This is a genomic window from Flavobacteriales bacterium, assembly GCA_016704485.1.
Lineage (GTDB): Bacteria > Bacteroidota > Bacteroidia > Flavobacteriales_F > PHOS-HE28 > PHOS-HE28.
In genome coordinates this window covers 68,679-94,701 of sequence record JADJAA010000003.1, presented here as the reverse complement: position 1 = coordinate 94,701, position 26,023 = coordinate 68,679, and the positions used below count along the sequence as shown (strand labels likewise).

Annotated in this window: 19 protein-coding genes; 12 read left to right on the top strand and 7 right to left on the bottom strand. The window is 49.4% G+C overall.

The window, feature by feature from the left end:
- The 7 genes from IPF95_17425 to IPF95_17395 all read left to right on the top strand — a co-directional run bounded on the left by IPF95_17425 (position 1) and on the right by IPF95_17395 (position 7,855).
- On the top strand, positions 1–1,029 hold the full coding sequence (locus IPF95_17425; protein MBK6476464.1) for an MCE family protein: 1,029 nt from the start codon (positions 1–3) through the stop codon (positions 1,027–1,029).
- A complete protein-coding gene (locus IPF95_17420; protein ID MBK6476463.1) occupies positions 1,026–2,351 on the top strand; it encodes a (Fe-S)-binding protein in 1,326 nt (441 codons plus the stop codon). The genes IPF95_17425 and IPF95_17420 overlap by 4 nt, the downstream gene beginning before the upstream one ends.
- A gap of 48 nt (positions 2,352–2,399) precedes the next feature.
- Entirely contained in the window at positions 2,400–3,164 is a 765-nt protein-coding gene (locus IPF95_17415; protein MBK6476462.1) for a (Fe-S)-binding protein, read from the top strand.
- Positions 3,165–3,367: 203 nt separating this feature from the next.
- Positions 3,368–3,877 (top strand): hypothetical protein, encoded by a 510-nt coding sequence (locus IPF95_17410; protein ID MBK6476461.1) that lies wholly within the window; start codon positions 3,368–3,370, stop codon positions 3,875–3,877.
- A gap of 221 nt (positions 3,878–4,098) precedes the next feature.
- The gene (locus tag IPF95_17405; protein MBK6476460.1) at positions 4,099–4,506 is read left to right on the top strand and encodes a hypothetical protein; all 408 of its coding nucleotides are present in this window, start codon (positions 4,099–4,101) and stop codon (positions 4,504–4,506) included.
- Entirely contained in the window at positions 4,503–5,699 is a 1,197-nt protein-coding gene (locus tag IPF95_17400) for a hypothetical protein (protein ID MBK6476459.1), read from the top strand. Before IPF95_17405 ends, IPF95_17400 begins: the two co-directional genes overlap by 4 nt.
- Positions 5,696–7,855 carry a right-handed parallel beta-helix repeat-containing protein gene (locus tag IPF95_17395; GenBank protein ID MBK6476458.1) on the top strand — a complete coding sequence of 720 codons (2,160 nt, stop codon included), beginning with the start codon at positions 5,696–5,698 and terminating at the stop codon, positions 7,853–7,855. Before IPF95_17400 ends, IPF95_17395 begins: the two co-directional genes overlap by 4 nt.
- Here IPF95_17395 and IPF95_17390 read toward each other — a convergent pair.
- From IPF95_17390 to IPF95_17365, 6 genes are all read right to left on the bottom strand, one after another.
- A complete protein-coding gene (locus IPF95_17390; protein MBK6476457.1) occupies positions 7,849–9,366 on the bottom strand; it encodes a hypothetical protein in 1,518 nt (505 codons plus the stop codon). The genes IPF95_17395 and IPF95_17390 overlap by 7 nt on opposite strands.
- Positions 9,367–9,499: 133 nt before the next feature.
- Entirely contained in the window at positions 9,500–10,048 is a 549-nt protein-coding gene (locus tag IPF95_17385) for a DUF4924 family protein (GenBank protein ID MBK6476456.1), read from the bottom strand.
- Between the two features lie 102 nt (positions 10,049–10,150).
- Positions 10,151–10,807, bottom strand: coding sequence for an OmpH family outer membrane protein (locus IPF95_17380; GenBank protein MBK6476455.1), 657 nt, complete (start codon positions 10,805–10,807; stop codon positions 10,151–10,153).
- A 63-nt stretch (positions 10,808–10,870) separates the two neighbouring features.
- The gene (locus tag IPF95_17375) at positions 10,871–12,979 is read right to left on the bottom strand and encodes a T9SS type A sorting domain-containing protein (protein ID MBK6476454.1); all 2,109 of its coding nucleotides are present in this window, start codon (positions 12,977–12,979) and stop codon (positions 10,871–10,873) included.
- Between the two features lie 148 nt (positions 12,980–13,127).
- Positions 13,128–13,862: a response regulator transcription factor gene (locus tag IPF95_17370; protein MBK6476453.1), complete on the bottom strand. Its 735-nt coding sequence runs from the start codon at positions 13,860–13,862 to the stop codon at positions 13,128–13,130.
- Between the two features lie 98 nt (positions 13,863–13,960).
- Complete coding sequence (locus IPF95_17365) at positions 13,961–15,055, bottom strand: histidine kinase (protein ID MBK6476452.1); 1,095 nt, start codon at positions 15,053–15,055, stop codon at positions 13,961–13,963.
- A gap of 135 nt (positions 15,056–15,190) precedes the next feature.
- Here IPF95_17365 and IPF95_17360 point away from each other — a divergent pair, with 135 nt between their 5' ends.
- From IPF95_17360 to IPF95_17350, 3 genes are all read left to right on the top strand, one after another.
- Complete coding sequence (locus IPF95_17360) at positions 15,191–15,766, top strand: DUF479 domain-containing protein (GenBank protein MBK6476451.1); 576 nt, start codon at positions 15,191–15,193, stop codon at positions 15,764–15,766.
- A gap of 5 nt (positions 15,767–15,771) precedes the next feature.
- A complete protein-coding gene (locus IPF95_17355) occupies positions 15,772–17,343 on the top strand; it encodes a transglycosylase SLT domain-containing protein (GenBank protein ID MBK6476450.1) in 1,572 nt (523 codons plus the stop codon).
- Between the two features lie 91 nt (positions 17,344–17,434).
- Positions 17,435–19,207: an agmatine deiminase family protein gene (locus IPF95_17350; GenBank protein MBK6476449.1), complete on the top strand. Its 1,773-nt coding sequence runs from the start codon at positions 17,435–17,437 to the stop codon at positions 19,205–19,207.
- Between the two features lie 32 nt (positions 19,208–19,239).
- On the opposite strand, the gene IPF95_17345 is transcribed toward IPF95_17350, so the two are convergent.
- Complete coding sequence (locus tag IPF95_17345) at positions 19,240–21,408, bottom strand: T9SS type A sorting domain-containing protein (protein ID MBK6476448.1); 2,169 nt, start codon at positions 21,406–21,408, stop codon at positions 19,240–19,242.
- A gap of 156 nt (positions 21,409–21,564) precedes the next feature.
- Between IPF95_17345 and IPF95_17340 the strand changes: the two genes are divergently transcribed.
- Positions 21,565–22,896 (top strand): SprB repeat-containing protein, encoded by a 1,332-nt coding sequence (locus IPF95_17340; GenBank protein MBK6476447.1) that lies wholly within the window; start codon positions 21,565–21,567, stop codon positions 22,894–22,896.
- On the top strand, positions 22,896–25,943 hold the full coding sequence (locus tag IPF95_17335) for a T9SS type A sorting domain-containing protein (protein ID MBK6476446.1): 3,048 nt from the start codon (positions 22,896–22,898) through the stop codon (positions 25,941–25,943). Before IPF95_17340 ends, IPF95_17335 begins: the two co-directional genes overlap by 1 nt.
- Positions 25,944–26,023: the final 80 nt, after the last annotated feature.

The following is a 26,023-nucleotide window of genomic DNA, read 5'->3' as shown; positions in this document are numbered from 1 at the left end:
ATGAAGATGCGCCGTGAGTATTCGATTGCACTATTGGTTCTTGGTGGCATATTGTTATTGGTTTTTGGGGTGAATTACCTCAAGGGTATTGATCTTTTCCAAAAACGGAATGTTTACCATGTGGTATACGACGACATTTCGGGAGTTACTGAAGCAACACCGGTTTTTTTCAATGGATATAAGGTAGGTCAGGTCATTCATCGTGAACTGATGCCGAACGGAAGTGGTTCGATCGCGGTTACATTCCAAATGGATGAGGATCGCCTGATGCTTACCGAAGGAACCAAGGTCCGTATCTACAGTGCAGACCTGTTCTCTCGTTCCCTACAGTTGATCCTAGGGCCAGGCCCTGCAGAGGTCAGCCAAGGTGATACGTTGTTCGGTGATGCGCAACTTAGTCTTACGGATGCAGTGAGTGGCCAGATCGATCCATTGAAGAAAAAAGCGGAGAGCATGTTCTCCAGTGTGGATTCCGTGCTTACTGCCTTGAATTTGATCCTGAACGATACGACCCGGGGTGATATCAACGCAAGCTTCTCAAGTATACGTCATACGTTGGAGTCATTCGATAAAACAGCAGAAAGGCTTGATAAGCTCATGGCTTCGGAAGCCATTTCGATCCATGCAACATTGGAGAACCTGCGCAAAGTGTCTGAGAATCTTGCCGCGTCCAATGCGAATATTTCAAATATCCTGCAGAATGTGGATACGATCACAAGCACCATGGCGAACGGACAAATAGAAAAGGTGCTTCATGACCTGAGTGCGAGTAGCGCCCAACTCAAGAACATCATGGATCAGCTGAATAGTGGCGAGGGCACGCTTGGTCTATTGATAAAGGATGATTCGTTGTACAATAATTTACGCTCTGCCAGTAGTGAATTGGATATGCTCATGGAAGATCTTCGGCTCAACCCGAACCGATATGTCCATTTATCTTTGTTCGGCAAGAAGGATCGTTTACCTAAGTTGAGTGATAGCGATATCGATCGGATCCAGAAAGGCCTACAAAAAGAAGAGATCAAGTGAGTATCATCTCCAACATTATTTTTGCGGTTATTGTCGTTGCGGCATCTTGGTTCTTTGCACGTAACGTTAAGCGTATCGCACGGAACATTAATTTAGGAAGGGATGAGGGCCGGAGTGACAGTCCCGGAGAACGCTGGGGAACCATGGCACGCGTTGCTCTTGGCCAGAGCAAAATGGTCGTACGGCCAATTGCTGGATTCTTGCACATCATTGTGTATGCAGGTTTCGTGATCATCAATATCGAGGTGTTGGAGATCATCATCGATGGCCTTTTCGGAACACATCGCGTACTCAGTCTCCTTGGACCGCTCTATGATTTTCTCATCGGTGGTTTTGAATTACTAGCCTTAGGCGTACTACTGGCTTGTGTTGCATTCCTTGTGCGCAGAGAGGGCCTTCGCCTCAAACGATTTTGGATGAAGGAAATGGATGGATGGCCACGCAGCGATGCCAGCATCATCCTGTTCACCGAGATCGCACTGATGACAGCGTTCCTGACCATGAATGCTGCCGACCTTACCTTGCAAGAGCGTGGTGCGGACCATTACATTCAAGCGGGTGCGTTCCCTGTCAGTGGGTTTATAGTGCCTTTATTGTACGGGCTCAGTACTACAGGTCTGATCATCGTAGAACGCGCGTGCTGGTGGTTCCATATCATTGGGATCCTTGCCTTCCTCAACTACTTGCCATACAGCAAGCATTTCCACATACTACTAGCGTTCCCGAACACATTTTACAGCAACCTCTTTCCGAAAACGCAGCTCAAGAACATGGATCGTGTTACCGGTGAAGTAAGGTCCATGTTGGACCCCTCCGTGCCGCCACCGGAGCCTGTTGTGTTGAAAGTGGGTGATATTGAAATGCCCGAGCGTTTCGGAGCAAAGGATATCTTCGATCTTTCGTGGAAGAACCTCATGGACGCATACACCTGCACTGAGTGTGGGCGTTGCACCAGTGAATGTCCCGCCAATATCACCGGGAAATTATTGAGTCCACGCAAGATCATGATGGATACCCGTGATCGCTTGGAGGAAGTGGGAAAGGTGATCGATGCCAAAGGCAAATGGGAAGATGATGGAAACAGTCTTCATTCCAGGATAACCGAAGAGGAATTGTGGGCATGCACAACCTGTAACGCTTGCACGCAAGCTTGTCCAGTGAATATCGATCCAGTTGGAATTATCATCGATATGCGCCGCTATTTGGTCATGGAAGAAAGTCGTACCCGGCCAGCACTAACGACTATGTTCACCAATGTGGAGAACAACGGAGCGCCGTGGGCATTCGGGCCGGATAAACGAATGGATTGGACGCAGGATTAGTGGTTCGCGAAACGCATTAGCATGACAGATAAACTTTCCATTCGCACCATGGCCGACTACGCTGCAGCAGGCGAGACCCCAGAAGTGCTTTTCTGGGTAGGATGTATGGGTTCGTTCGATGACCGTGCGAAAAAGGTCACCAAGGCATTCGCGAAGTTGCTGAATAATGCCGGAGTGAAATTCGCTGTGTTGGGTCAGGAGGAAAGCTGCACCGGCGACCCGGCGCGTAGAGCAGGAAATGAATTCGTGTTCCAGATGCAAGCGATGCAGAATATTGCGGTGTTGAATGGATACGCAGTGAAGCGGATCGTCACGGCTTGCCCGCATTGCTTCAATACGTTGAAGAACGAATATCCGGTATTGGGCGGTATGTACGAGGTGATGCACCACACGCAATTCCTGAACACCTTGCTGAAGGAAGGTCGTCTAAAAGTGAAAGGTGGAAGTTTTAAAGGCAAGCGCATCACATTCCACGATCCATGCTATCTGGGCAGAGGGAATGGCGAATATGAAGCACCGCGTGAGGTCCTCATGAAACTGGACAGCGAACTGGTGGAAATGAAGCGCAGTCGTGCAAAAGGTTTGTGCTGCGGAGCGGGTGGCGCGCAAATGTTCAAGGAAGCGGAGCCGGGCAATAAGGAAGTGAACGTTGAGCGTACCGGTGAAGCCGTAGCAATGGAACCACAGGTCATAGCGGCCGGCTGTCCGTTCTGCAACACCATGCTGACCGATGGTGTAAAACACTTCGGTAAAGAAGGCAGCATCGTGGTAAAGGACATCGCGGAACTGATCGCTGAAGCTGCGGATCTTTGATCGGTGGCTGATCCTGATCTCCTGTTTTTCTGGATCAGGGACCGAGTTCCTCCCAGATGATATGTTATTCTTGAATACCTAGGGGATCGCAACCTGTGGGCGTATCACAACTTAATTCACACAACCATCGTATATAACTTATACAAAGTTTCATTTGGACTTTGGTATATGGTTTGCAACTTGCACTTGAAATGACGATCACAATGGAAGCTACAGAGACTGCCCCCATGATCTCAAAGCGATTGGCCGATATGGCGCCGACCGCGCGAATATGGGTGTATAAATCAGTTCGCAATCTGAGCAATGCGGAACAGAAGCTTGTTCGCGAGCAAGGTGGATCCTTCACTAGCACATGGGCGGCACATGGTGCGCCTTTGGACGCTACGGTCGAAGTGCTATACGATCGATTCGTTGTGATCTCCGTGGATGAGGAACAGGCCAAAGCATCCGGTTGTAGTCTTGACAAAAGTGTAGGCTTCATCAAGGACCTGGAATACACGTTGAATTTGATGCTTACGGATCGCATGGTCGTTGTATTCGAACAAGATGGTTTGATCACGAGCTGTAGATTACACGAGCTTCCCGAGCTGATCGCCGAAGGCGTAGTAACCGGAGATACGATAGTTTACGACGATCAGGTTTCGACGTTAGGTGATCTACGCGAGAACTTCCGGGTGCCATTGCGCACGAATTGGATGGCGCGTTTCATGTGAGCTTGCGGCTTGATCTGAAATGGCTGTAATGGTCTAATGCCTTGAGTTGCGCTCAGCAAGCCCATGGTTCATCACCTTTTCTTTATGAGCAAGGTCTGATGGGTCCATCAAAAGGCTCCATTAACCAATTTAGTCCCCATTTCCGTCTTGAAAACTAATCTGAACATGGGCCGCGAACCCGTTGCAAAGTCCTCAATTTAGGCCATTGTAACGTATAATGCATGTCCCCAGATACTGATCCTTGGCTTGGTGCTCTTTTCCACGGTTGGGTGGAATTGGTCACGTTATTCGCCATGCTCGTTGTAGCATTGGTGCTCATCGGATTTAGTTGGAATCGTGGATTCCGACCTGCGGATCGTGGACCAATGGTACCCTGGGCACTATTGCTGGGAGGGTATGGTGTCCTACTGCTATTGCATCATTTCAGAGATCATCTTGTAGCAGCCATCATCATTGCGGTATCGGTCATTATTGCTGGGTTTTTGAGTCGCTCTACCCAGCCGAAAGGACTGTGGCTTCCTGCGATCATTATTGCATGCTTGCTCGGCCTTGGCCTGAACCTAAGCGCAATGGTAATGACCTTGGCCACAGCGTTGGTTTTACTGCTTAGCACACGACAGGGCCGATGAACCGCGCACCACAGGGCAGTGCTGCGGTAGGGCTGGTCGTAGTTGCATTAATAGCGATCTCGTTCTTGATCTTCGGTGTGCTCTTAGGCCCAAGCAGGGCATTGACCATTGCAAGCAGTTCGATGGCCATGACAGCGCTTGATGGTTATGCAGAACAACCCGCGCCGTCCAGACTGCCACTTGTGATCATTCAAATGGAAGCCAGCGCTTATTATGCCGCAACAGCAAGTGAAGGTGGGGGTGAAGTGCTCGGTACTTTTCTGTTGGATGGAAGCGAATACGAAGCGAAATTCACGTTTGAGGGTCCACCTTCGAACCATAGGAAAAGATCATTTGGTGTTGCGTTTGAAGCACCTCCGAATGAGCTGCCATTCAACAAGATCGAAATTCGGAACCCTCGATCCACGGATATGCTACAGGAACATATGGCGTTATGGGTCGCTGGTGAAATGGGTGTCGTTGTTCCCTATGACGGATTGTTCGAGGTCCGTATCAATGATGAAGCAATGGGTGTTATGGAGATCCGCGAGGTAATTGGGTCGGATCTGGAGCAAGCACGTGGTTTTTCGCCTACCACCATTGCTGTTTCGGACATAGGACGGTATGCGGTGTTTCCTTTTTCAGACAGCCTGGCCGCAGCACGTTCTGGATCCTTGATCAGCGCCCTGAACGATACATTGCTAACAGCGTATGCCCGTCGGGATTCGATCGCTACTGCGTTGGATGTTGATGCGTTACTTCGATACACTGCAGCTGTTGAGGTTCTTCGGATGAAAGACCCTGAACATGCTTGGGCCCTCGGTTCGCGAAGCGGCACATTCTATCCGGTGATGTGCAGCGCAAGCATCATGGAGGATGCGCAAGTGAGCATCGCAGACAGCACGATCACTTCACCCATGTTGCGATTACAACAGTTAGTTGCGAACGAACCTGAATGGACGGCGCGTAAAGAGCAATACGTCAGTGAGGCAAAAGCACATCTTCTAAGCAATGATCTGTTCCTGGATAAATGGCGCCAAGCGGAAGCCAGATTGATCCCGTCGCTATTGCGTGATCGACAGAAACATGCGCACATCATCGTTGGGGATGGTAACACCTACGGCTATTCGATCCGTCGAGCGGTACGAACGTCTGCTACGTTCCGGGATAAAGCTGTGGCCTTTTGGAGAGGTACTGAAAATTCATCGCAATGAGGCGCGTTGTCCGCAGAGCATCAACACGCCCACAGGCCTGGTTCTTAGGTTTGATGATCCCATTGGGCTTGATCGTTGGTGTTTTCGCACTGGCTTCACCGAAACTTCTCACCGGCAAGTGGCCGTTCGGGATCAAGTCAGAAGAAGTGCGCATATTCGCCGACTTGAAAGGGAGTATTCTGGAGGATGCAACAAATTCAGAGATCGCTGTTCTTCGTATCGGTGGACAGTCGCTTGTTTGTCCGACCGATGGCTACGACGATCAATGGCGTAGTGCTCAATTCGAATCGGATAATTATAGTTCACAAGCTGAATTGGCCCATATAGGTCCAGTGCCAGGATCCTTCTCTATACGCTTCCCGGAACTCGATCCGTACGAACAACAACACCAGATCAACTTGGTACCGGCCACTATTGGGAATATTCGCTCGATCTACTTGGAGGTGTTGGCCACCGAGCTCGAATTGCCGGTTGCAGCGGTCTCATTCGTACGCGTCATTGCTTGTGGTAAGGATCTGGGCGTCTTTCAAAAAGAAGAAGCCTTCGATCGTGCGTTCTTGGCCAAGAAGCGCTTAGCGGATGCAACGTTGTTCAATGCATCGGCGGACCCTGATTGTCCGCAAGGCATGTTCCCGAACACATTCAGTGATCCAATGATGGAGCCGGAGTTAAGGGTGTTGTGGTCAACGCTATATGCTGGTTTGGCGAAAGGCGACCCTGAAGTTCTTAATAACGTGTTGGACAAGGATGCTGCCATATCGTGGTTATTGATGCGATGGTTGGAGAACGGGGATCCAACAGTGAACGGATCAGTGCCGTACATCCATCGGCGTACAACAGGAAAGATCTCACCGATCTTCCATCGCGCTCCTGGATATACGGTAGGCCGATCCGCATTCACCATGGACCCGGTAAGTGCATTATTGGAACAGGAGGAATTCAGGAATTCGTTGGTCGAACGACGCGTGCAATTGAATGATCTTCGGTGGCGCATAAAGGAGAAATTTGCCGCAGTGGATAACACATGGTTACCTATACTCGCGGAAAAAGGTGATCTGGCGTGGGCACGTGCCACGGCGAACCGTGTAGCCAATGTATTATTGGAGGATCATTTGGAGAACGGCGATCCTCTTGCGTATCATGATGCGCACTGGGTCGCGGGTCCGGGACGTGCCACGTTTGTAGGTATTGCCGCGGCTTCCGGCCCTGTTCTAGTGCAAGCAATGGAAGGAACGACACCGATCGAAGATGTTGCGAGGTGGTTCTTCTCTGCAAGAACGGAAGGTGATACATTGGTTCTGAACAGAGGAAAGTATTACTTCAAGGATGAGATCCTACTTCCGCCAGGTAAAGCACTTGTGATCAATGAAGGCGCGCGGATCACAATGGCTCCTGGAAGTGGCATTATGGTGCAGGGGCCTTTGCACATTCGCGGTTCGCGTTTACGTCCCGTGTTCATACGCGCCGCAAATGATGCCCAACCATTCAAGGCCATAGCCATGCGAGGGGATGGTAAGGCATTGTGCCATGTCTCAGGGTTGTACATCAGCGGCGGAGGTGCGGATGGTTCTCAAGTATCCATTCGCGGAGCGCTCAACGCGGCATTTAACGGCTGCGAGATCGAGGCTGCTGAGGGTCACGGTTTGGAGGTGAGCGGTGGTCATGTAACGCTTGTTGATGTGAATTTCTATGGTGGTACGGGGCCATTGCTTGCATTGGAGCATGCACGCAGTGAGGTTCGTGATTGTGATTTCCGGAGTTCGCGCAAGAGTTCCGTCGGAAGCGCTGTGCTGATCAACGGCGAACGTGCCATGATCCAGGAATGCAGTTTTATTGGAATGACCAATACGGCGATCACTGTCGGGTCAGCGGGTCAATTGCTGCTTATCGAAAGCACGTTCGAGGGTAACAACACGGTCGTGAATGGATCCGATCTCGCCTTGATACATGCATCCGGAAATAGATTCAATAGCAATGGAACAGTGTTCAAATTGCAACGGATCGATCCGATCCAGGGTGGGGCACGGGTGATCCGATATCCCAACGAATTCACGAACAACAAGCAGGAAGGCGTAGTTGATGATCATTCCGGAATTGACGAGAAGGAGGCGCTCGACCCGAAGATCATATCCGATTTCGGTGGAAAGATTCACTGATCAAAGATCGCCTGCCGATCGATAGGCCGCTCGTCATCGCGCCAATCCGATCCTTCCATGCGTAGCTCATTCAGTGGAGCCTTATCAATGGGGTAGAGGATGGCATCCGGTTGTTCCATGAAAGTGACAGTGCCAACTTTGCCCTCTGCGAGTTTTACAGAGATCCTACTGCAGTCTGCTCGGTTCACACCAATGATCGATTCGATCCCATCTTTTTCCTCTCGTGCAAAATAGACTGTGCGCGCATTGCCTTCAGTAAGGATCCGATCCAATTCGTTGTTTACGAAGAATCCTGTCATCGTGGTTCCAGCTACCTGGTCGAAATGCACACTATCCGCTTGGGAAACAAGGAATGCATTGTCCTCCACGAACAGTCGATGCGCCTTTCCATCCTTCATCGCTATACGGATATGATCTCCAGTGATCTGATCCGATCCGCTCCACAATACCGGAGCATTGAACATCCGGATCAAGCTGTCGGCATCCGTGTAGATCAGCGTATCACAAACGCCTTGCATATCGCTTTTGAAGAAACGCACATTGCGATGTGCCATTACTCGTTTCCCTAGGCTATCCGGTGCCGTGAAGATAGAGTCGCCGTGCAGGAAAAGGCTATCCCCATCCATCAGGATCACAAGTTCGGCATGACCTGTGATCATGGATCGATCGTTGATCTCGTCATAAAAACCTTGATCACCATTCACGATCATATCACTGGCCGTATCCGTAACAGCAACGTTTCCCCAAGCACGCCCGATACCCGTTGGTTCATCATAGTGCAAGCTATCGCCCTCGAGCGATCGGCCACCGCTTAGTATGCGGGATCGTTTTGTGAATCGTGCCCGTTCATTCCGTGTGTCGTATGTGCCGCGTAGTGTATTGATGACCGTGTTATTCTGTATGATCTGCGTGGGTCCAAAGAATTCCGCGACACCAGTGCCCGTTCCGTAGTGCATGGTATCGCTGGTGATCGTATGCTCCGGATGTTCAAGCAATACGTTGTGACTAAAAATGAACGATCGCGAATCAGCCAAGTACAGGCCTATGTCACTGGTGAGCGTGTTGTTCTCTTTCGTACTTACAATACGGCCGCCGCTCGTGTACAAAGCACGTTTTGCATTCATGTCATAATCCAACGCAGGAGTGGTCAATTCCATATCGGCATTACGCAGATGCACGTTGCCTTCCAACCGAGCCATACGGGTACTGCTTTCATATTCCAGGACGTCGCCATCCACGAACAACGTATCACCTTGGTTGATGTTCACACGCCCCATCGCACGTACACGTTCATCCTCGAAGAGGTAGGCGCTATCGCATTTCATGATCGCCTGTCCATGTTTGAATCGCACATTCCCTTTCAGAACTTGTGCCCCTTGGGCTCGCGCCTGATCGAATTCCCAGATATCAGCGTTCAAGATCTCCACACCCCCGGATCTGGACCCCTTGCTATCCTGTGCATGCATAACACTTGCGCAGAACAATAGGGCTAAGACTGTCAGAGATCGCATGGAATAGGAAGTGGAATTTGGAATTCCGTCATCAGGTTTGCAATGATCTTGTCAACTATCGTTCCAAATGTATCTGGAATTGAATGCAAAGTATTTGATGGGCGAAGGTCTATACGGTGCCCTACCGATCGGACTAATTCAAAGAGATCCCAGGCAATTTCCGCATCTGCTTGTAATGCATGCTCAAATACTCCAACAGCCGTCTCATGGACGACTCTGCTTCAAGTGTGCTTTTGGCGATCTTGGCATTCTTCGCCCGTAGGACCATAAGACCATAGACTGCGGTAAAGCATGTCTCGATCGGTGGTAGTGCCTCTTCTCCGGCTTGTTTCTGAAGGTCTATGATCCCTTCACTGGCTTGGACGTACAGAGCAGTGTACTTCTCATCGCTATCACCTTCCACCAACGAACGGTGGAGCATTTCCAGTTCGCCAAGTACATCGTTCACTTCGGGTAAATGGCCGCTTTGTTCCAAGCCATCCTCTTTCATTCTGGCAATGATATCGGAGTACCACTCGCGCACATTCTCACGGGTTTCGTAGTCCCCATCGATCGGCTCGATCAATTGTTCCTCAATGATCTTCATATCGAACTTGCTGGCCCGCATCAGATCCTCAATGTGCCACATGCTGATCACGTAATCGCCAATATTCTCTTTCTTTTTTCCGTCCAATAGATCCATTCACGAGCTCGTTCGTTTACGCCAAAAATGAAAATCATTAAGCGGCAGTGCTTTGGGTCAGTCCGTATTGAATAACGCACTGGAAACCTGCACAAATACCGATCAAGGCTTTGCCACGGGTTTCTTGGCCCTATGCCGCTTGTTGAGTTCTTTGACCACCGTTTCCGTGATGTCCAAGTTCTCGTTACCAGTCCAGATCTGGCCACCATTCTGCACGCTGAATATATAATCGAATCCCGCAACTGCGTTATAGTCCTGTAGATAATCCTCGATCTCTTTGGATATCAGGTTCAAGCTTTCGATCTCCATGCGACCCAGTTGTTCCTCACTGCTTGCCTGCAATCCTTGGATCTTTTCACCCAACTTCTGCAATTCCATTTCGTCTTTCTGGATGTCAGCTTGTGTGCTATAGGTATGGTCCTTTTGCATCAGCTCCTGATAGCGACCCTGTGCCTTATCCATTTCACGCTGTAGGTTGCCTTCCAGCCGTTTTCCTTCGCCACGCAATCTGTCACCTTGTTCTTTGACCATTTCGTATTTCGATTGCACTGAGTCCATTACGAAATAGGCTATTCGCGCATCCTTGATCGCTGAACTATCTCTTGGGGAGATCACCGCTTTCATAGCTTCTTCGGAAGATCCAGTTGCAGGGACCGCTATGGTCTGATCGGTTGAGGATGTGCGCAAAAGGCTCCATGCCAGCAGAGCAGTTAGTACTACGTTCCAAACGATCAAAAGGGCAGTTGTATTCTTATTCATGAGCAGACACGTCCTTGGCAATTTCGCCCAAAGAGCGCACGAAGTTAGACGTTGAGGGCAGAGTTATCGCTCGATCGATAGGAGTGTTCTGAAACTGCCTTCCTCAGAACGCATATGCAGGACATAGAAACCCGAACGAACATCCGCTACGGAAATATGAACCCCTTCATGTGCCACATTCAGTCGTTCTAGATCAATCAATTTGCCTTGCATATCGTGCAATTCCATTGAATAGGAACCGATCGGTAAACCCGATATCCGGACGAACTCATTCGCTGGGTTGGGACCAACGGTTGCGGTTAGTATCGGAAGTTCCTCAATTCCGATCCACGTTGAAACGGTCAAACAAAGCGTGTCGTTGTTCGAGATAACGTCAGTTGGTTCAGCTGTCCAAGCGCAAAGATCTCCCTGACCATCCATGGTGGGAATGAATTGTTGCGTGAACGTGACCAATGTTTCAGCACCTGGCGCAATGGCCGCTCCAGTATAGGTCTGAGTGAACACAGGGTCCGTTCCGAACCGATAGCTCAAGGGGAAATTCGTGATCGCAGCATTTCCGTAATTGTGGACAAAAGCACGAACGGCCAATGGGCTTCCGATATCATCCATGGCGGCAACGCCGAAGAATCCGGAGCAACCAATATCATATACCGGTACTTGTTCCAATCGAAGACCAATGAAGAAGTCAATATTCTCTCGATCGCGGAATTCTGCCCATGTTCCACCAAGTACTTCGTAGGTCTGAAGTGAAAAGGGTGGTGAAATATCCTGAGCGATGTTCACCCCTTCGCCCTCCATGTACCATTGGACATATACGCCGCCATCGGCAATTGTAAGCGGTGATGATAATGGAACCACATGGTTGCCGGCCGCAGCATTTGCGCCGGACATGTAAACCGAATCCAATAAGGTGCCGGGTGTATTATCAGGTCCATCATCAGCGAAGACCATCATCGTGAACGCGGCCAGAGTGGCGTTAGCCGCGATCCGCACTGTCGTCGCTGTTGCATATGCAGGGTAGTAGGGGGGGATCAAATGCACACCAACTCCGCCGTTTCCGCCACTCCAACCAAGGCCAAGACCATCATCCGCGTTGCCATGGTATTCAAGATCATGAGTTGTAACTGTGGTATCCAACACCACAAGCTCTTGTATCTGAGTATTGTTCAGTGTTACCAGCTCATCCATAACGCCGCTTATGGTAGTACGAAAGCGGTATGTACCCGCTGTGGTCGGGTCGAAGGCATTCTGATAAGTGATCAAGGTGTCTCCGTAAGGTGCCATGTAGCCAACGGATTGTTGGTTCGTTACCACAACAGCTCCCGCAGCATTGAGCACATCACCCGTAGTGAGGAAATCGGCCACATCCACATTTCCGATATTCCCGATCACTGTACTCAAAGGAAACTGTGATCCACCTCGGGAAAGGAATTGCCCACCACTACCAACGGCAGTGTTATAGGTGATCGTAGCATCGCTGATATCCAACAGGCCCACTGGCGGTTGGTAATAACGAATGGCATAATTGGCAACCGGATACACATTGGCAGAGTGCTGTAGACCAATGCTGCCAGCAACGCTTTCGATCCCCAATTTCAGATCGGTATTCTGTGTTAACCCAGTCTGCGCTTGGTATTGCACTGTGATGGTACTGTCGTTCGTATCCAGAATGATCTGGAATGTATTGGAACCCTCAAAATTATTGGGCGCTGTTGCGCTCCAGAATGGAACGTTGATGTATGATACAGTGGTTATGAGACCATCATCGTAGATATAGCATTGTGCCGGGTTGCCAGCACCCAAGAATGTAAGGTCACTCATCATGGCAGCTATATAATCATTGGTGCCGCCGGATGTTGGAATGGTTGGGAAGGGTGAGGCGATGTTACCACTGTTGAACGCTATATAACCGTTGCTACCCACCCAAATGAATTTGCGGGTATACCAGTAATACTGAAAACTGGTCTGCATCACGATCGGCCCAACCGAATTGTCATCGGCAAGCCCACTGACCAACGTTCCAATACTCGTGATATCCTGCCAAGCATAGACCGGCCCATCCGGTTCGTTACTGTCCTTCCAGATATAACCATAGGCATCCGGTCCACCTTGGCCAGCGAATAATGTAGATGTGAAAAAGGCGAGGAGCAATAGAGTAATGATGCGGATCATGAGCGTATGGTTTTCTGGTATGCGGAGGCAAGATAGGATTGATCGGGCGGAAAACGAATGACCTTTTTCTTGGGGGCGCGATCTATCTTGGTGACTACACTATTTGCATAGCGTTATTCCTCGTTCAGGAAACGGTCGGAATCCAACGTTACAGGCTTAGCAGTTCCTTGAAACGACTGGCTTGTCTGCGTGACACTTCGATCTGTTCGGGTTCTGCGTCGGGTTTGTCGGATGTTGGTTTCAGTTTCACCATAAGGCCACCACTGAACCACGGTTCGATCTTATCCACCCAGCGCAGGTTGATGATGTGTTTGCGGTTAGCTCTGAAATAGATCCTGGGGTCTAACTTCTCCTCCAGTTTGTTCAATGAACGGAGTACCAAAGGTTTTTGATCCTTAAAGCGGACCCGGACATAGTTGCCTTCACTTTCAAAATACCGCACATCCTTCAACGTAACGAACCAACATTTCTCGCCGTCCTTTAAAAAGATCTGATCGTTCTCGTGCAAGGTTTCTCGGTGCGATACATCCGATTCGGTCGTGGTCTGTAACTTATTGATCGCTGCATCCAGTCGTTCCGGGTCGATCGGTTTCAATAGATAATCCAAAGCATTTACCTCGAAGGCTTTTAAAGCGTGCTCGTCATAAGCGGTAACGAAGATCACATGCGGAGCTTGGTCCAGTGCCTCCAAGAGGTCGAAACCTGTTCGTTCCGGCATATTGATGTCCAGGAACAATAGATCGGGATGCTTTTCTGCAATAAGCGTTTCAGCCTCATCGGCGTTGGTTGCTTCACCAACTACCTGAATATTATCATACTTCTCCAACAACCCGGCGAGTTCCTTCCTTGCTAAGCGTTCATCATCAATTATCAAAGCTTTCATAATGGGTCGGTTGTTTGTTGCAGGTTATCAGTTGTCGGTCGTTGTACAAAGGTTCGTTATTCACTTAACGCATAACGGACAATGAACAACTTGCATCATTAACTATCAGGAATTTCCACCTCGGTCACTACCATTCCATCACGGTTCTGGATCTTTAAATTCGCTTCTCCTTTATAGAGCATTTCCAATCTACGCCGTGTGTTCCGCAACCCGATCCCAACACGCGATGTAGTGTTGGATCCGCCGTTCATCTGTTGGGTTCCTGGTGTTTCAAAATGTCCACTGTTGCGAATTGAAAGTACGATGCCGTTCACGCTTTTCTGAGCACTGATATGGATGTCGCCACCATCCGCATATTTCGCTACACCATGCCGTACAGCATTCTCCACAAGGGTCTGTAGCAACATCGGTGGAACTTGTATGCGGTTCAGATCCGGTTCAATGTTCCATTGCACACGTAACCGTTCTTCATATCGGATAAGCTCCAATCCAAGGTATGCTTTCACGATATCCAATTCTTCGCCCAAGGGTACCGTTTTGCGTTTCACGGTTGCTAAAGCATTGCGGAGTATGGCACTCAGTTGAGTGATAGCAAGTTTTGCCTGATCAGGGTCTTCGTCGACCAGCGCACGTATGCTATTGAGCGCATTGAACATGAAATGCGGGTTCATCTGAGCGCGTAAATTCTGCAACTGATTCTCGTGGTTAGCGGTCTCGAGCCTTAGATTCCGTATCTCCTCTCGCCGATGCCGGATGAAATACGTGTATCCCAAATAACAAAGTGACCATAGGAAAAGCAGGACCACCCAGTTCAGAATACGTCCGAAAAGATCTGATGCGGATCCGGAAAGCAACGGCTCGAAATCGAATGATAGATCGTGGATGATCCCGAGTACCAAGAACGCGGAAGATCCTAGAATTACTGACCAAAGCGCAAGGCGGGGCAACACCCAGCCCAAGTCCTTTTCCAACCAGCCTTTTCGTAAGATGATGCTTCTGAAATAATGGCTCATTAGGATCCCGATCACGAAGACCACGAAATTCACTCGAACACCGTCCGGTGTTAATCGATCCTCCAAGTAATTCCAGAACAGGAATAAGCCGGTGAATAGCCCCCAGCCGATCAATTGTGTAACCCAATACACGACACGTGTGCGATTGAAAAGGTTTAGACTGTGGGCTTTGGATGACATTTTACGGAGCTAAAGTACCCGAACGGAGCTGAGCAACAATAGGGAATACATGAACGGCCTGATCCATTGGTGGGAGGCTTCGTTCGACTTTCTACTTTCGATGGTCCACGAGTCACGGGTTCCTATCTTTCCGCAATGAATTTTCTAGGTCATCTCTACGTCTCGGGCAATACCCCGTTAGTGATCGTTGGGAACTTCATGGCGGATGAGATCAAAGGCCGGGACCTGAGCAAATACCACCCTGATGTGGAGCGTGGAATACGCATGCATCGGGCGATCGATTCGTTTACGGATAGGCATCCTTTACAGCTTGAGGGAAGAGCGCGAGTTCGACAATATGCAGGTCGTTATTCGGGAGTGGTCATGGACATGTTCTATGATCATTTATTGGCGAATGATCCGTTCTGGTGGGAGGATGAGACCTTGCCCGATTTTGCGGCACGCATGTACACCTTGTTGCCTGAACATGCGGAGCTTATGACCGAACGTACTCAGCACCTGTTGCACTACATGGTAAGCCGGGATTGGTTGAATTCATACAGCACAATTGACGGGATCGGCAAAGCCATAAGCGGTTTGGCACGCCGTGTGCCGAAGGGAGAGTCCATGATCGGTGTGGAACATATACTGGAAGCCCATTTTGACCAGTTCAACGAAGAATTTCGTTCGTTCCTCCCAGAGTTGGAACACCACATTGCTCAATACGTATGATCCTTATGCGGCGTAAAGTCTTGCTGGCCTTCGGTATTGTGCTATTCAGCGCAGCCTGTTTCCTGGCTTTGCGAAATTTTGATAGTTCATTGCCAGAAGAAGGTGTGGCTTGGGCGGAACCCAAAGTTCTGCGTGACCTATCAGATATTCAAATAGATACATTGCGTATTCTGGTTCTGGAAGATCCACTTACCTGGGAAGTGCGGCCGGGTGCCGTATCCGGACTGGAACACGACCTCATCCGTCGTTTTGCGAAGACCGCTGATCTGAACATCTCGTTCATTCCGATGAACGATCCGGATTCAATGTTATTGGCCTTGCAGCTTGGTAAGGGAGACCTGATGGCGGCCCAACTCGTAATGCGGAACGACTATAGCAAGTGGGTCAAATTCTCACGTCCCTACCGCGAAGTGCGCCCCGTACTAGCTGTCCTGCGCGAAGACCCGATCCCGGCGCGGGCCATGGATGGTCCTAGTGTCCGCACCGCGCTGGATACAATTGAAATAAGCCATTGGTCACCATTCGCGATACCAGGGTATGATCTTGCAAAAGGCGTTCTGGCGGATCATTATATACGGATCGAAAGGAATATTACTCCGGAAGACCTGCTGATGGAAGTGGTCATGGGGAGGCACCATGCGGCGATCATCTCTGATGCACGTGCTGCATATGAGGCAGGTAGATTCCCAGTATTGGATTTTGAACCGTTGGACTGCCCTGATCAAAAACTACGTTTTGCTATGCGGAAGAATGCACCTGAATTGCGCAAAGCCCTAGACTCTTGGTTGACGGATAAGATCGTTCAGGGCGAGCGTGAACTCTTCATGAAAGCATACGCTAGTAAGATCCCGGAACAGGGCCCACTGAGAATAATGAAAGGTATTCCGGTCAGTGGTGATAGCATTTCTCCGTTCGACGCTGAATTTCAACGACATGCCGCAAATAGCGGATGGGACTGGGAGCTGTTGGCTGCGCTGGCATATAAGGAGTCACGTTTCGATAGTAACGCGGTCTCACACAAAGGAGCCCGCGGTTTGATGCAGATCATGCCACGTACTGCTTTGCGCCTTGGCTTGGATTCGTCCATGATGGCAGGCGATCACATAGAAGCGGCTACACGATTCCTGAATAGATTGGATACACTATGGATGCGTGCTGTTCCGGATCGAACCCAACGCATGCGGTTCATGTTGGCCTCATACAATGCAGGTCCCGGTCATATTGTCGACGCGCAGCGGCTGGCAGAGAAACTTGGATTCGATCCTGAACGTTGGGATCATAATGTGGAACGAGCCGTGCTGCTATTATCGAAGCCGCGGTATTACATGGATCCAACGTTGCGTAACGGCTATTGCAATGGCAGTCAAGTATTCCATTATGTGCGCGATATTGAATCGCTGTATCGCAAATTGAAACAGCGTAAACGCGTTGTCACTAGAGCACCAGAGCAGATCGCTTCAGGAACGATAGGAGATCTGGATGGATCAACCTCCTCGGGACCGTCGATTGAGGTGTCCACAAAAAGCGTGGCAGCAAATACGATCAGTACGGTCACCGAAGAAGAGCTTGCGCCATAGGCTGCAGGCGGTTGGGCTTGCAATTGTCGCTGAACGTATACCATCACCGCCCTGTAATTGACCGTAACTTCGCGGATCAGAACCCTCTTTTATGCGTCAAATTGTACTTCCCTTTTTCGTATTGTTGAGTTTCACGGCAATTGCTCAACACGATCTACCGCACGAACTTGCACCCGGAGAGCAAAGCCTGATCCCTGCTTATCGGGATTCTCGTGCTGGAACTTCACGTGGAATATCAACGCCTCCCGCGTTCCCTGTGCGAACCATGGCTGAATGGGAAGAAGTGCAAGCCGTGGTGGTTACGTGGACCTCGTATACGGGGATCCTGAAACAGATCGTACGTCATGCCAAGGAGGAATGCGAAGTGATCATTGTCTGCGATGACGAAGCAAGTGTTTCGGATTACTTACAGAACAGCCAATATGGTGGCCCTATTCCGGACCTGAACAATATCACGTTCCTAGAGGAGGATTTCAACAGTATTTGGTGCCGTGATTTCGGACCAGAGACCATCTATCGGAACGAAGTGGATTCCGTTATGTTACTGGATTGGATCTATAATCGTCCGCGGCCGGAGGATGACGGCCTGAGTGATGCACTTGCTACCCAAATGGGCCTGCCGATCTACAGCACCACGCAAGCGCCTTATGATCTAGTACATACGGGAGGGAATTTCATGGCCGATGGGTTCGGAACGGCGTTCAGCAGTGAGTTGGTCCTGGATGAGAACGGACCGAGTGGGCAGTTCAATCAAACGGTGAAAACAGAAGCGCAGGTGGATGATATCATGGAACAGTTCATGGGCATTCAACAAGGACGTTATGTAAAAATGACAACATTACCTTATGATGCCATCCATCACATTGATATGCACATGAAGCTGATCGATGAAGAAACGCTTTTGATCGGAGAGTTTCCGGTAGGAATTAGTGATGGACCTACGTTAGAGAGCAACATCCAGAGCATAATTTCGAATTACAATTCTGTTTTTGGCACACCTTACAGGATCGTGCGGGTACCCATGCCGAGCAGTACAGGAGGAGCCTATCCTCCATCAGCAAGTTATCGGACATTCGCCAATAATATCTTTCTGAACAAGACCATTCTGGTGCCGACCTACCGTGATGAATACGATACCACGGGACTGCGGATCCTGCGTGAAACACTACCGGGATATAATATCGTGGGGATCGATTGTGACGATAATGATCAGAATATCATCAGTGCAAGCGGGGCTATCCATTGCATTACCAAGGCAATCGGTGTCGACGATCCCTTGTTGATCAGCCACCAACGGTTGAGCGATACGTATGAGACCGTAATACCCTACACGGTAGAGGCTTATATGCGGCATCGTTCAGGGATTGCAAATGCGCAGCTTTATTGGACAGTGGATACCACCCAAGGCTTTGCTGCTTTGCCAATGACGGATCAAGGTTCTGGAAATTGGGCTGGTGCGATTCCCGCGCAAGCGGCGGGAACGGAGGTGTTCTATTATGTTGAAGGGACTTCAGTATCCGGTAAAACGCAGGTTCGACCAATTGTAGCGCCGGAGGGCTGGTGGAAATTTGATGTGTTGGATATCAGCGCCGGAATTTCTGAAACGGATGGACCTTCGATCGTTGATGTTTTTCCGAATCCGACGTCATCACTGGTCATGATCACGATTTCTTCGGCTGCGAACGAACGTGTTGTCGTGCGGTTATTGGATGCTTTGGGTCGTGAGGTCATGCGTTTGCATGAAGGGGAGGTCCCTAGCGATAAGCGTGTTTTCGCGGACATTAGCGCATTGAGTGAAGGCGCATACAGTGTTGTTGTGGAAAGCAAGAATGGTAGAATAACGGCACGCGTCCTGAAGCGTTGATGGCAACCACCGTTCACCAATTCTGCGGTCAACTAGTTCTTCACGAACCTTCCCAACAGGACCCCGTCACCGCTTTTTAGCAGATATATCCCGGGCGCAAGTCCTTGGATGTCGATCACCGTAGGTGAAGCAATCAGTGTGGTATGCATGACGGATCGACCTTGCGGATCCAGGACGACGACACGGCCTCGTAGATCTCCCGTGATCTGCAAAAGCGCATCTGCTGGATTAGGCCACAGTTGAACGTTTTGATCGATCATCTGCTCGTGCACACCGATCGTGATATCAGCTTCCACACACAAAAGAAACGTACCTGCGTCGCTACCACCGGCATTCCAAATGCGGATATAGTGGTCGGTATATAGATCAAGCCCTGTAAGATCCAATGGCGCGTCCATCTCCACTTCACAGATGATGTATTGAAGCGCATTGCATGCTGAATAGATGGCGACGCTGACCGGTTCGGCTGTGACACTTTCCACGGTGATCGTACACGTTGATGAAGGTCCGGAGTTGAACGAATACCAGACATCGGATACGGCACCATAAGGATCACAAGCAGGATTCACTGCTGGCGATGAATAGGCACATTCCAGCGTACCGCTGTGCGGTTTACATGCTCCAATTGGTGTAGGTGTAATGGCTTCCGCAGCAGTGCAATCGTCATTAGGAACAACTGGTGAACACGCAGGAGCGCAGGTCATATTCATCGTAAAATTTCCCGCATTCTGCTGATACCCGTGTACAAGAACCAAATACTGTACGCCAGTTACAGTTGGTAGAACAACGCGCGTTGAATTCCCTGGGCATCCGGGTTGGTCGTCGCCACCCGCAGCACAGATGAGTGAGGAACACGATCCGGTGAAGACACTGATCTTGGTATCGAACGCGGCTTGTCCACAGGTACTTAATGTTACTTCGTCTCCATTCCCAGTAAAGGTGTACCAAAGACCTTTTGAAGTAATGTTCGCTGGTCCGCAGGTCGGGCCTGTGGTTGCAATGCCGAACGAAGTATCTCCTGTAACGGATGAGTCACAGACCAACGGTGTGGCACCTGAACAAAGCGCGTTTGCCAGTATCGGGGTGCTCAGTGTTGTGAAAGGGATGGGTCCTGTGTTGCTGCTCACATTTCCGTTGCTACATAGCTCTCTGAGATAAACTTCGTAATCGGTTCCAAGCGTTAGTCCACCAAGAGTAAGCGGAGGGCCATCAGTGCCAACTACACCTGTTACCGTAATTCCGGAGCCGGGTGTGAAACCAGCTGTTCCGTACTCCAGGTTGAACGATGCTCCGGTATTCGTTGATGTCCAATTCACCATTGCGGCGGTGTCCGTTGGGGATATGGAAATATTCATTGGCGTACCACACGATGGGCAGCTCATCAACAGGTCGAATTGTCCTGTCTCACCATCGTAGCCTTGCATGAGGATGAAATACGTCGTGTTGGCGTCAGCAGCGAAGGCCACCTCCGAGCAATAAACATCCTGCATCGCATCATCGTTGCCGGTCACACAGATCAAGTTTCCACAGGATCCGCTGTACACGTTCATGCGCGTATCGTAGTTGTACGTTTCGCAGGTGCTCAGTAGCACGGTGCCTTCCACACCCGTGAACGTGTACCAGATACCCGGTGCATCAATTCCGGTAACACAAGCGGGTGCACTATCCAATGTTGCCGGTACTGTGTTCCCGGAAGCTGTCTGGTTACAAGCGATCGGTACGGCACCAGCGCAATCGTCGTTGGGAACAACAATACATTGCAGTTCAAGATCGAAGGTTCCTGTATTTTGCTGGTATCCATGTACAAGGATATAATACGTGGCAGCGTCCTGTGCTATGAATGCGTACGATGAACCATAGTTGCAACCCGTGCCATCATCATTACCACCTACACAGACAAGGTCATCGCAAGATCCTGTGAATACACTGATCTTGGTATCGTAGGAATGTGTTTCGCAAGTGGAAACAAGTATTTGCCCGGCAGTGCCTTCGAAAACGAACCAGACGCCTGGAGCCGTTATTGTTGTGCCGCAATCATCAAGGCCATCCAGCGTTGCCTGTTCCGTAGTGGCGCTAATGGTCTGGTCACATGCGATCTGTGTCGCTGATGCGCATACATCGTTTGCAGGTACTTGGGCACTTGCGGAAATCGATCCCAAGAGAATGTATGCAGATAGACAGAATAGAATAGAAGCGCGCATGGTTCGGATTATGTGGCGGTGAAGATATCGGACAAGTGTCTATGTGCAGGTGGATCCTGCATGGTCCAACAGAATGTGATCATTCGCAGAAATCTATAGGAATGATCAAGAACAACACTTAGGTTTACTTGAGCAAAACCAATAAATTACTCTCCCATGTCTAAAAATTTCCAGATTCGTCGCGTTGGACTTTCGATTGCTTGCGTTGCGATCTGTCTATGTGGTATCGTCAATGCACAAGGGCAACTCACTCTCACGCTCACACCAAGTGATTTCAATGGGTACAGTATACAGTGCTTTGGTGGCAAGAGTGGTTCAATAGACCTTACTGTGGGCGGCGGAACCGCACCATATACCTACCTATGGACATCCGGGGACACGATCGAGGACTTAACCGGATTACCGGCCGGATACTACCGGGTTTCCGTCTTCGATGTGAACAACCTCATGGGAGATGGTTCGATCACGCTAAAGGAACCCGAAGCGCTAAAGGTTTTGGCGGAACCATTCAAATACCCGAATGGAGCTAACATAAGTTGCCACGACTGTTACAATGGAAGTATTGATGTAACTGTGGCCTATGGCGTTGGCCCATATTCATATAATTGGGGAGACGGTGTGTTAACACAGGATAGATCAGGCTTGGGAGCACAGAGTTACACCGTAAAAGTTACCGATGATAATGGATGCGTAGAAGGATCGAAGCCGGTCTTTTTAAAGCAGCCCGACAGCGATGATTGGAAGAAGGGCGGCAATGCCAACACCGATCCGAATAGCCAATACATTGGTACCAGTGATAATACCGATGTGGTTTTTAAAAGCAATAGCAATGAATTGTTAAGGCTCAAGTCTGATGGCACCATCAAATTAGGTGGAACAATTTCGGGTACCGGACCATTGCAGGTAGATGAAGGTGGTGTTCTGCGTGGAGGAGGTTTTCCGAATTATGGACCTATGTACCCACCAATACTTTGTAGGACGTTGGATTTTTTCCCGTATTGGGAAACACGGGGTAACAGCTTCCCGGAACTCTGCCCAGGCTCTGAGCCGTTACTCGGCACGTTGGATAATGTTAAGCTCCCGATCGTAACGAACGGAGAGCAACGCATGGTATTCCATACCAATGGTAAAGTTGGTATTGGAACGAACCCGTCTGCAGGCGCCATCGTGGGGTACCGACTCTTTGTTGAAGATGGAATTGCATGCAGGGATGTGCTCGTAAAACCAGGTCCATGGCCGGATTTTGTATTTGAAGAGGCATACCACCTCATGCCACTTACTGAACTAAAAGCGTATTTAAAGTCCTATAAACACCTGCCGGGAATACCCTCTGCTGGTGATGTGGCTACAAAAGGCGGTATAGAGCTCGGTGACATGCAAACACAGGTTGTTCGGGTCATGGAAGAACAAGCGCTGTACATCCTGCAACTTAAAGACGAACTGGATGAATTGAAAGCGCGCGTTCAAACGTTAGAAGCCACCAAATAATGGCAGCGCGCGTAATGCTCAGTAGTATGCGCAGTGTTGCATGTAGCTGTGCACCATTAGGTCCAAGGAAGGTGTCTTCGGCAATCGTGAAATGTTTTGTCATTTTACTATTAGGTGGTGCTTATTCCTTGGAAGGATATTCGCAAACACCAGCTCCTGATCAAGGTGTAGTTATCGATGATGGTTTATGGACATCGGATGCTCATTATCACTGGTACGCCAATACTATCATAGCTAGCTCCTCATCCTCACCACTGACCATAACGGCCGATGCGAATTCTGAACTCATCTCCGGTACGCAAGTTCATTTAACAGAGAATTTTCATGCTGGTGGCTTCGGAGCGAACGGACACTTCAGAGCATGGATCGATGATGCGCAAGGCACTGCTGCGGACCTTGTGCAAATAACTCCGGACCCGGCAACACATGTGATCAACAATGTAATGCACGTTGAAAAGTGGGAGAAGTTGGAGTTGGGGTTGAAACCGCCGCAGGACTTTGTGGATGCCATTGAACACTTCTTTGCAAATTTCTATTACGATGGAGTTCAGCAGACAGCCACGCCCAGCATGGTAGATCTACAACACGACCTGAATCCGTATGCAGATGATTCATTACTTCTTGTAATGCGCTTGACAAGCCCTACAGGAGTTCAGAAAATGAAATGGGGCTTTTACATGCGCGAGGCTGAATGGCCGGATACACTAGACCATTCTATGCTCGTGGAAAATATCGATGGTCCGTTAAGTCCATATCCGGTCCGATTCCGCATTGCGCCGGATGAAGTTGGTACTTGGAATTTCTCCATAACCGTAAGTGCGCCGCATACTACCAATGCGAATGGGGTCCTACCCGAAAGGACCTTTGGCAATTACAGTTTTGTATGTGATCCACCGCTGCCGGACAACCACGGCCCCTTGCAAGTGAACCAAACGAACCACCGCAACTTGCAGTTCAAGGATAGCACTGCCTTTTTCGGTTTGGGAACCAATATGGCCGATGTACGCGGTACAACCCCTGGGCTAGATTGGTATCTTTATGGGCAACGTGATCACAAGACCATGTTGAAAACCATGGATGATTTGCATTCCGTTGGCGGAAATTCCCTGCGTATGTGGTTAATGCGGAATATTTTCGCACCCGAATGGGTGAATGCAGGTGTCTACGATGCCTTCAAGGCTGTACCACCACCAAATTGTGGTTATGCACTGACCTATACCGGCAATTGCCAAACGCAGTGTTGGACTTTTGATCGAATGCTGGATGCGGCCAGGGCTAATGAGATCTACATTCAACTTGCGTTACCGCTTGGGCCGGGGGGAGCGTACGAAACGTATATATGGGCAGGTGATCCGTACGTGATCAGATTCTTGGAGAACAACCGGGATACTTCGGGTTTGTTCGACGTTGAACACTATTTCTTCACGGACGGAGATCCCTCCAATACGGATAGTGGTGTTTTTTATTACTGGAAGCGAAAATACAAGTACATCATGTCCAGGTGGGGATATTCCGTGAATATCAGTTCGATAGAACCGTTCAATGAGATGGATGGAATGCTTACGTATGGAGTTGATCGTAATATTACCGACAGTACAAATATCGCTCTTTGCCCCAACAATTTTTTGTTCTGGCCAGAGGACCCGGATCTCCCTGGCACGATCAGTAATTGGTTCAGCAGCATCTCCCATTTTGTAAGGGATCCTGTCAACTTTTCTGATCCTGCGCATTCGCCGTTGGGTGAAAGTGACAAGTTGTTTTTGGCCAGCTTTACGGATGGTGGCGGTCCAAACGACGCGGCCCATTATTTACCCTTCACCAACCCCGATATTGACTTGATCGACGTACACAAGTATTCCTATAATGGAGAGGAGCTACTCCGAAACAATTTTAATGACAGCCAAGCGTACCGGGACAATTTCCAAAGCAACGGCCAGAAAAAGCCCTTCCAGAATGGCGAGGTAGGTACATGGGGTTCTATTGATCATGACAATGACACAATTACTGGGAACTATGACACGTACACGGTATTCAGCAACTACGATGTTTCCTTCCACAATGCGATCTGGTCCAGTACCTTCTTTGGCAATTTCGCTGCGGGCAGCGATTGGTTCTGGAATCGCGTATTCTGGTGGCCGAATTCGTTGCCGCATGGGGCAGGGCCCCAGGGAATTCCATTAGACGTATCTAATCCTGACCAACCGGTTCATTCGGGCATTTTAGGTGCAACGAATATACTTAGAGTTAGACCTGACACAGCTCTTCTGGTGTCAGTTAAAAACCAAACGTTGTACCACCACTTCAAACCTTTGCATAAGTTGTTGACTAATCCCAACTGGCCAGGGTTTGATTTCTTCAATGGGAACTACAACCCTCAGCTTGTCTATGATAATTTCGGTAAGATCGAGTGTTATTATTTGCAGAGTGATGATGGCCTTATGGCTGTGGGCTGGGTGCATAACTTGAATGCCTATTGGGAGAACAACTACTACTTGACCGCAGACACACAGAATTTTCTAGGTTGCGCTGCGCCCACAGTTCAGCTCCTTACCATCCCAGGTTTCCAAAGCGGCACTGATTATCATATCTCTTGGTTCCCGACCAGAATGGATACCACGATAGTGCCGGAAAACGGAATCGACTCTACTGGTACTGGGTCGGTCATCTTAGACCTGTCCACCGCTCCATTAGGGGATACGATACAATATTTCTTAGATACCCTGCGGGCTGACTACGCGTTCATAATCTCACTGAACCCGGTTCCCAAAAACCTTACGCTGTCGCCCGAACCAACTGCTCAATCATTATCTTGGGAGTTCAACTTGTTCCCGAACCCAACACGCACCGAAGTGAACATCGTTTTGCCCAGCGACGATGTATCTAAAGAGGTAGTGATCTATGACCTTTCAGGTAAGCGCATACGATCCTTCAATAGTAATGGTACGCAACTGTTGCAAATATCCACAGAAGGATTTGCCAAGGGACCCTATTGTGTGCGGGTTTCGGACCAGAAAGTTACGAGGATGAAAACATTGATAATACATTAACTGATGAAAGACATTACTTCTTTTTTGATATTCATAGCAATGTTGAATTTTCAGACTCAGGGGCAGTCAACATTTCAGAA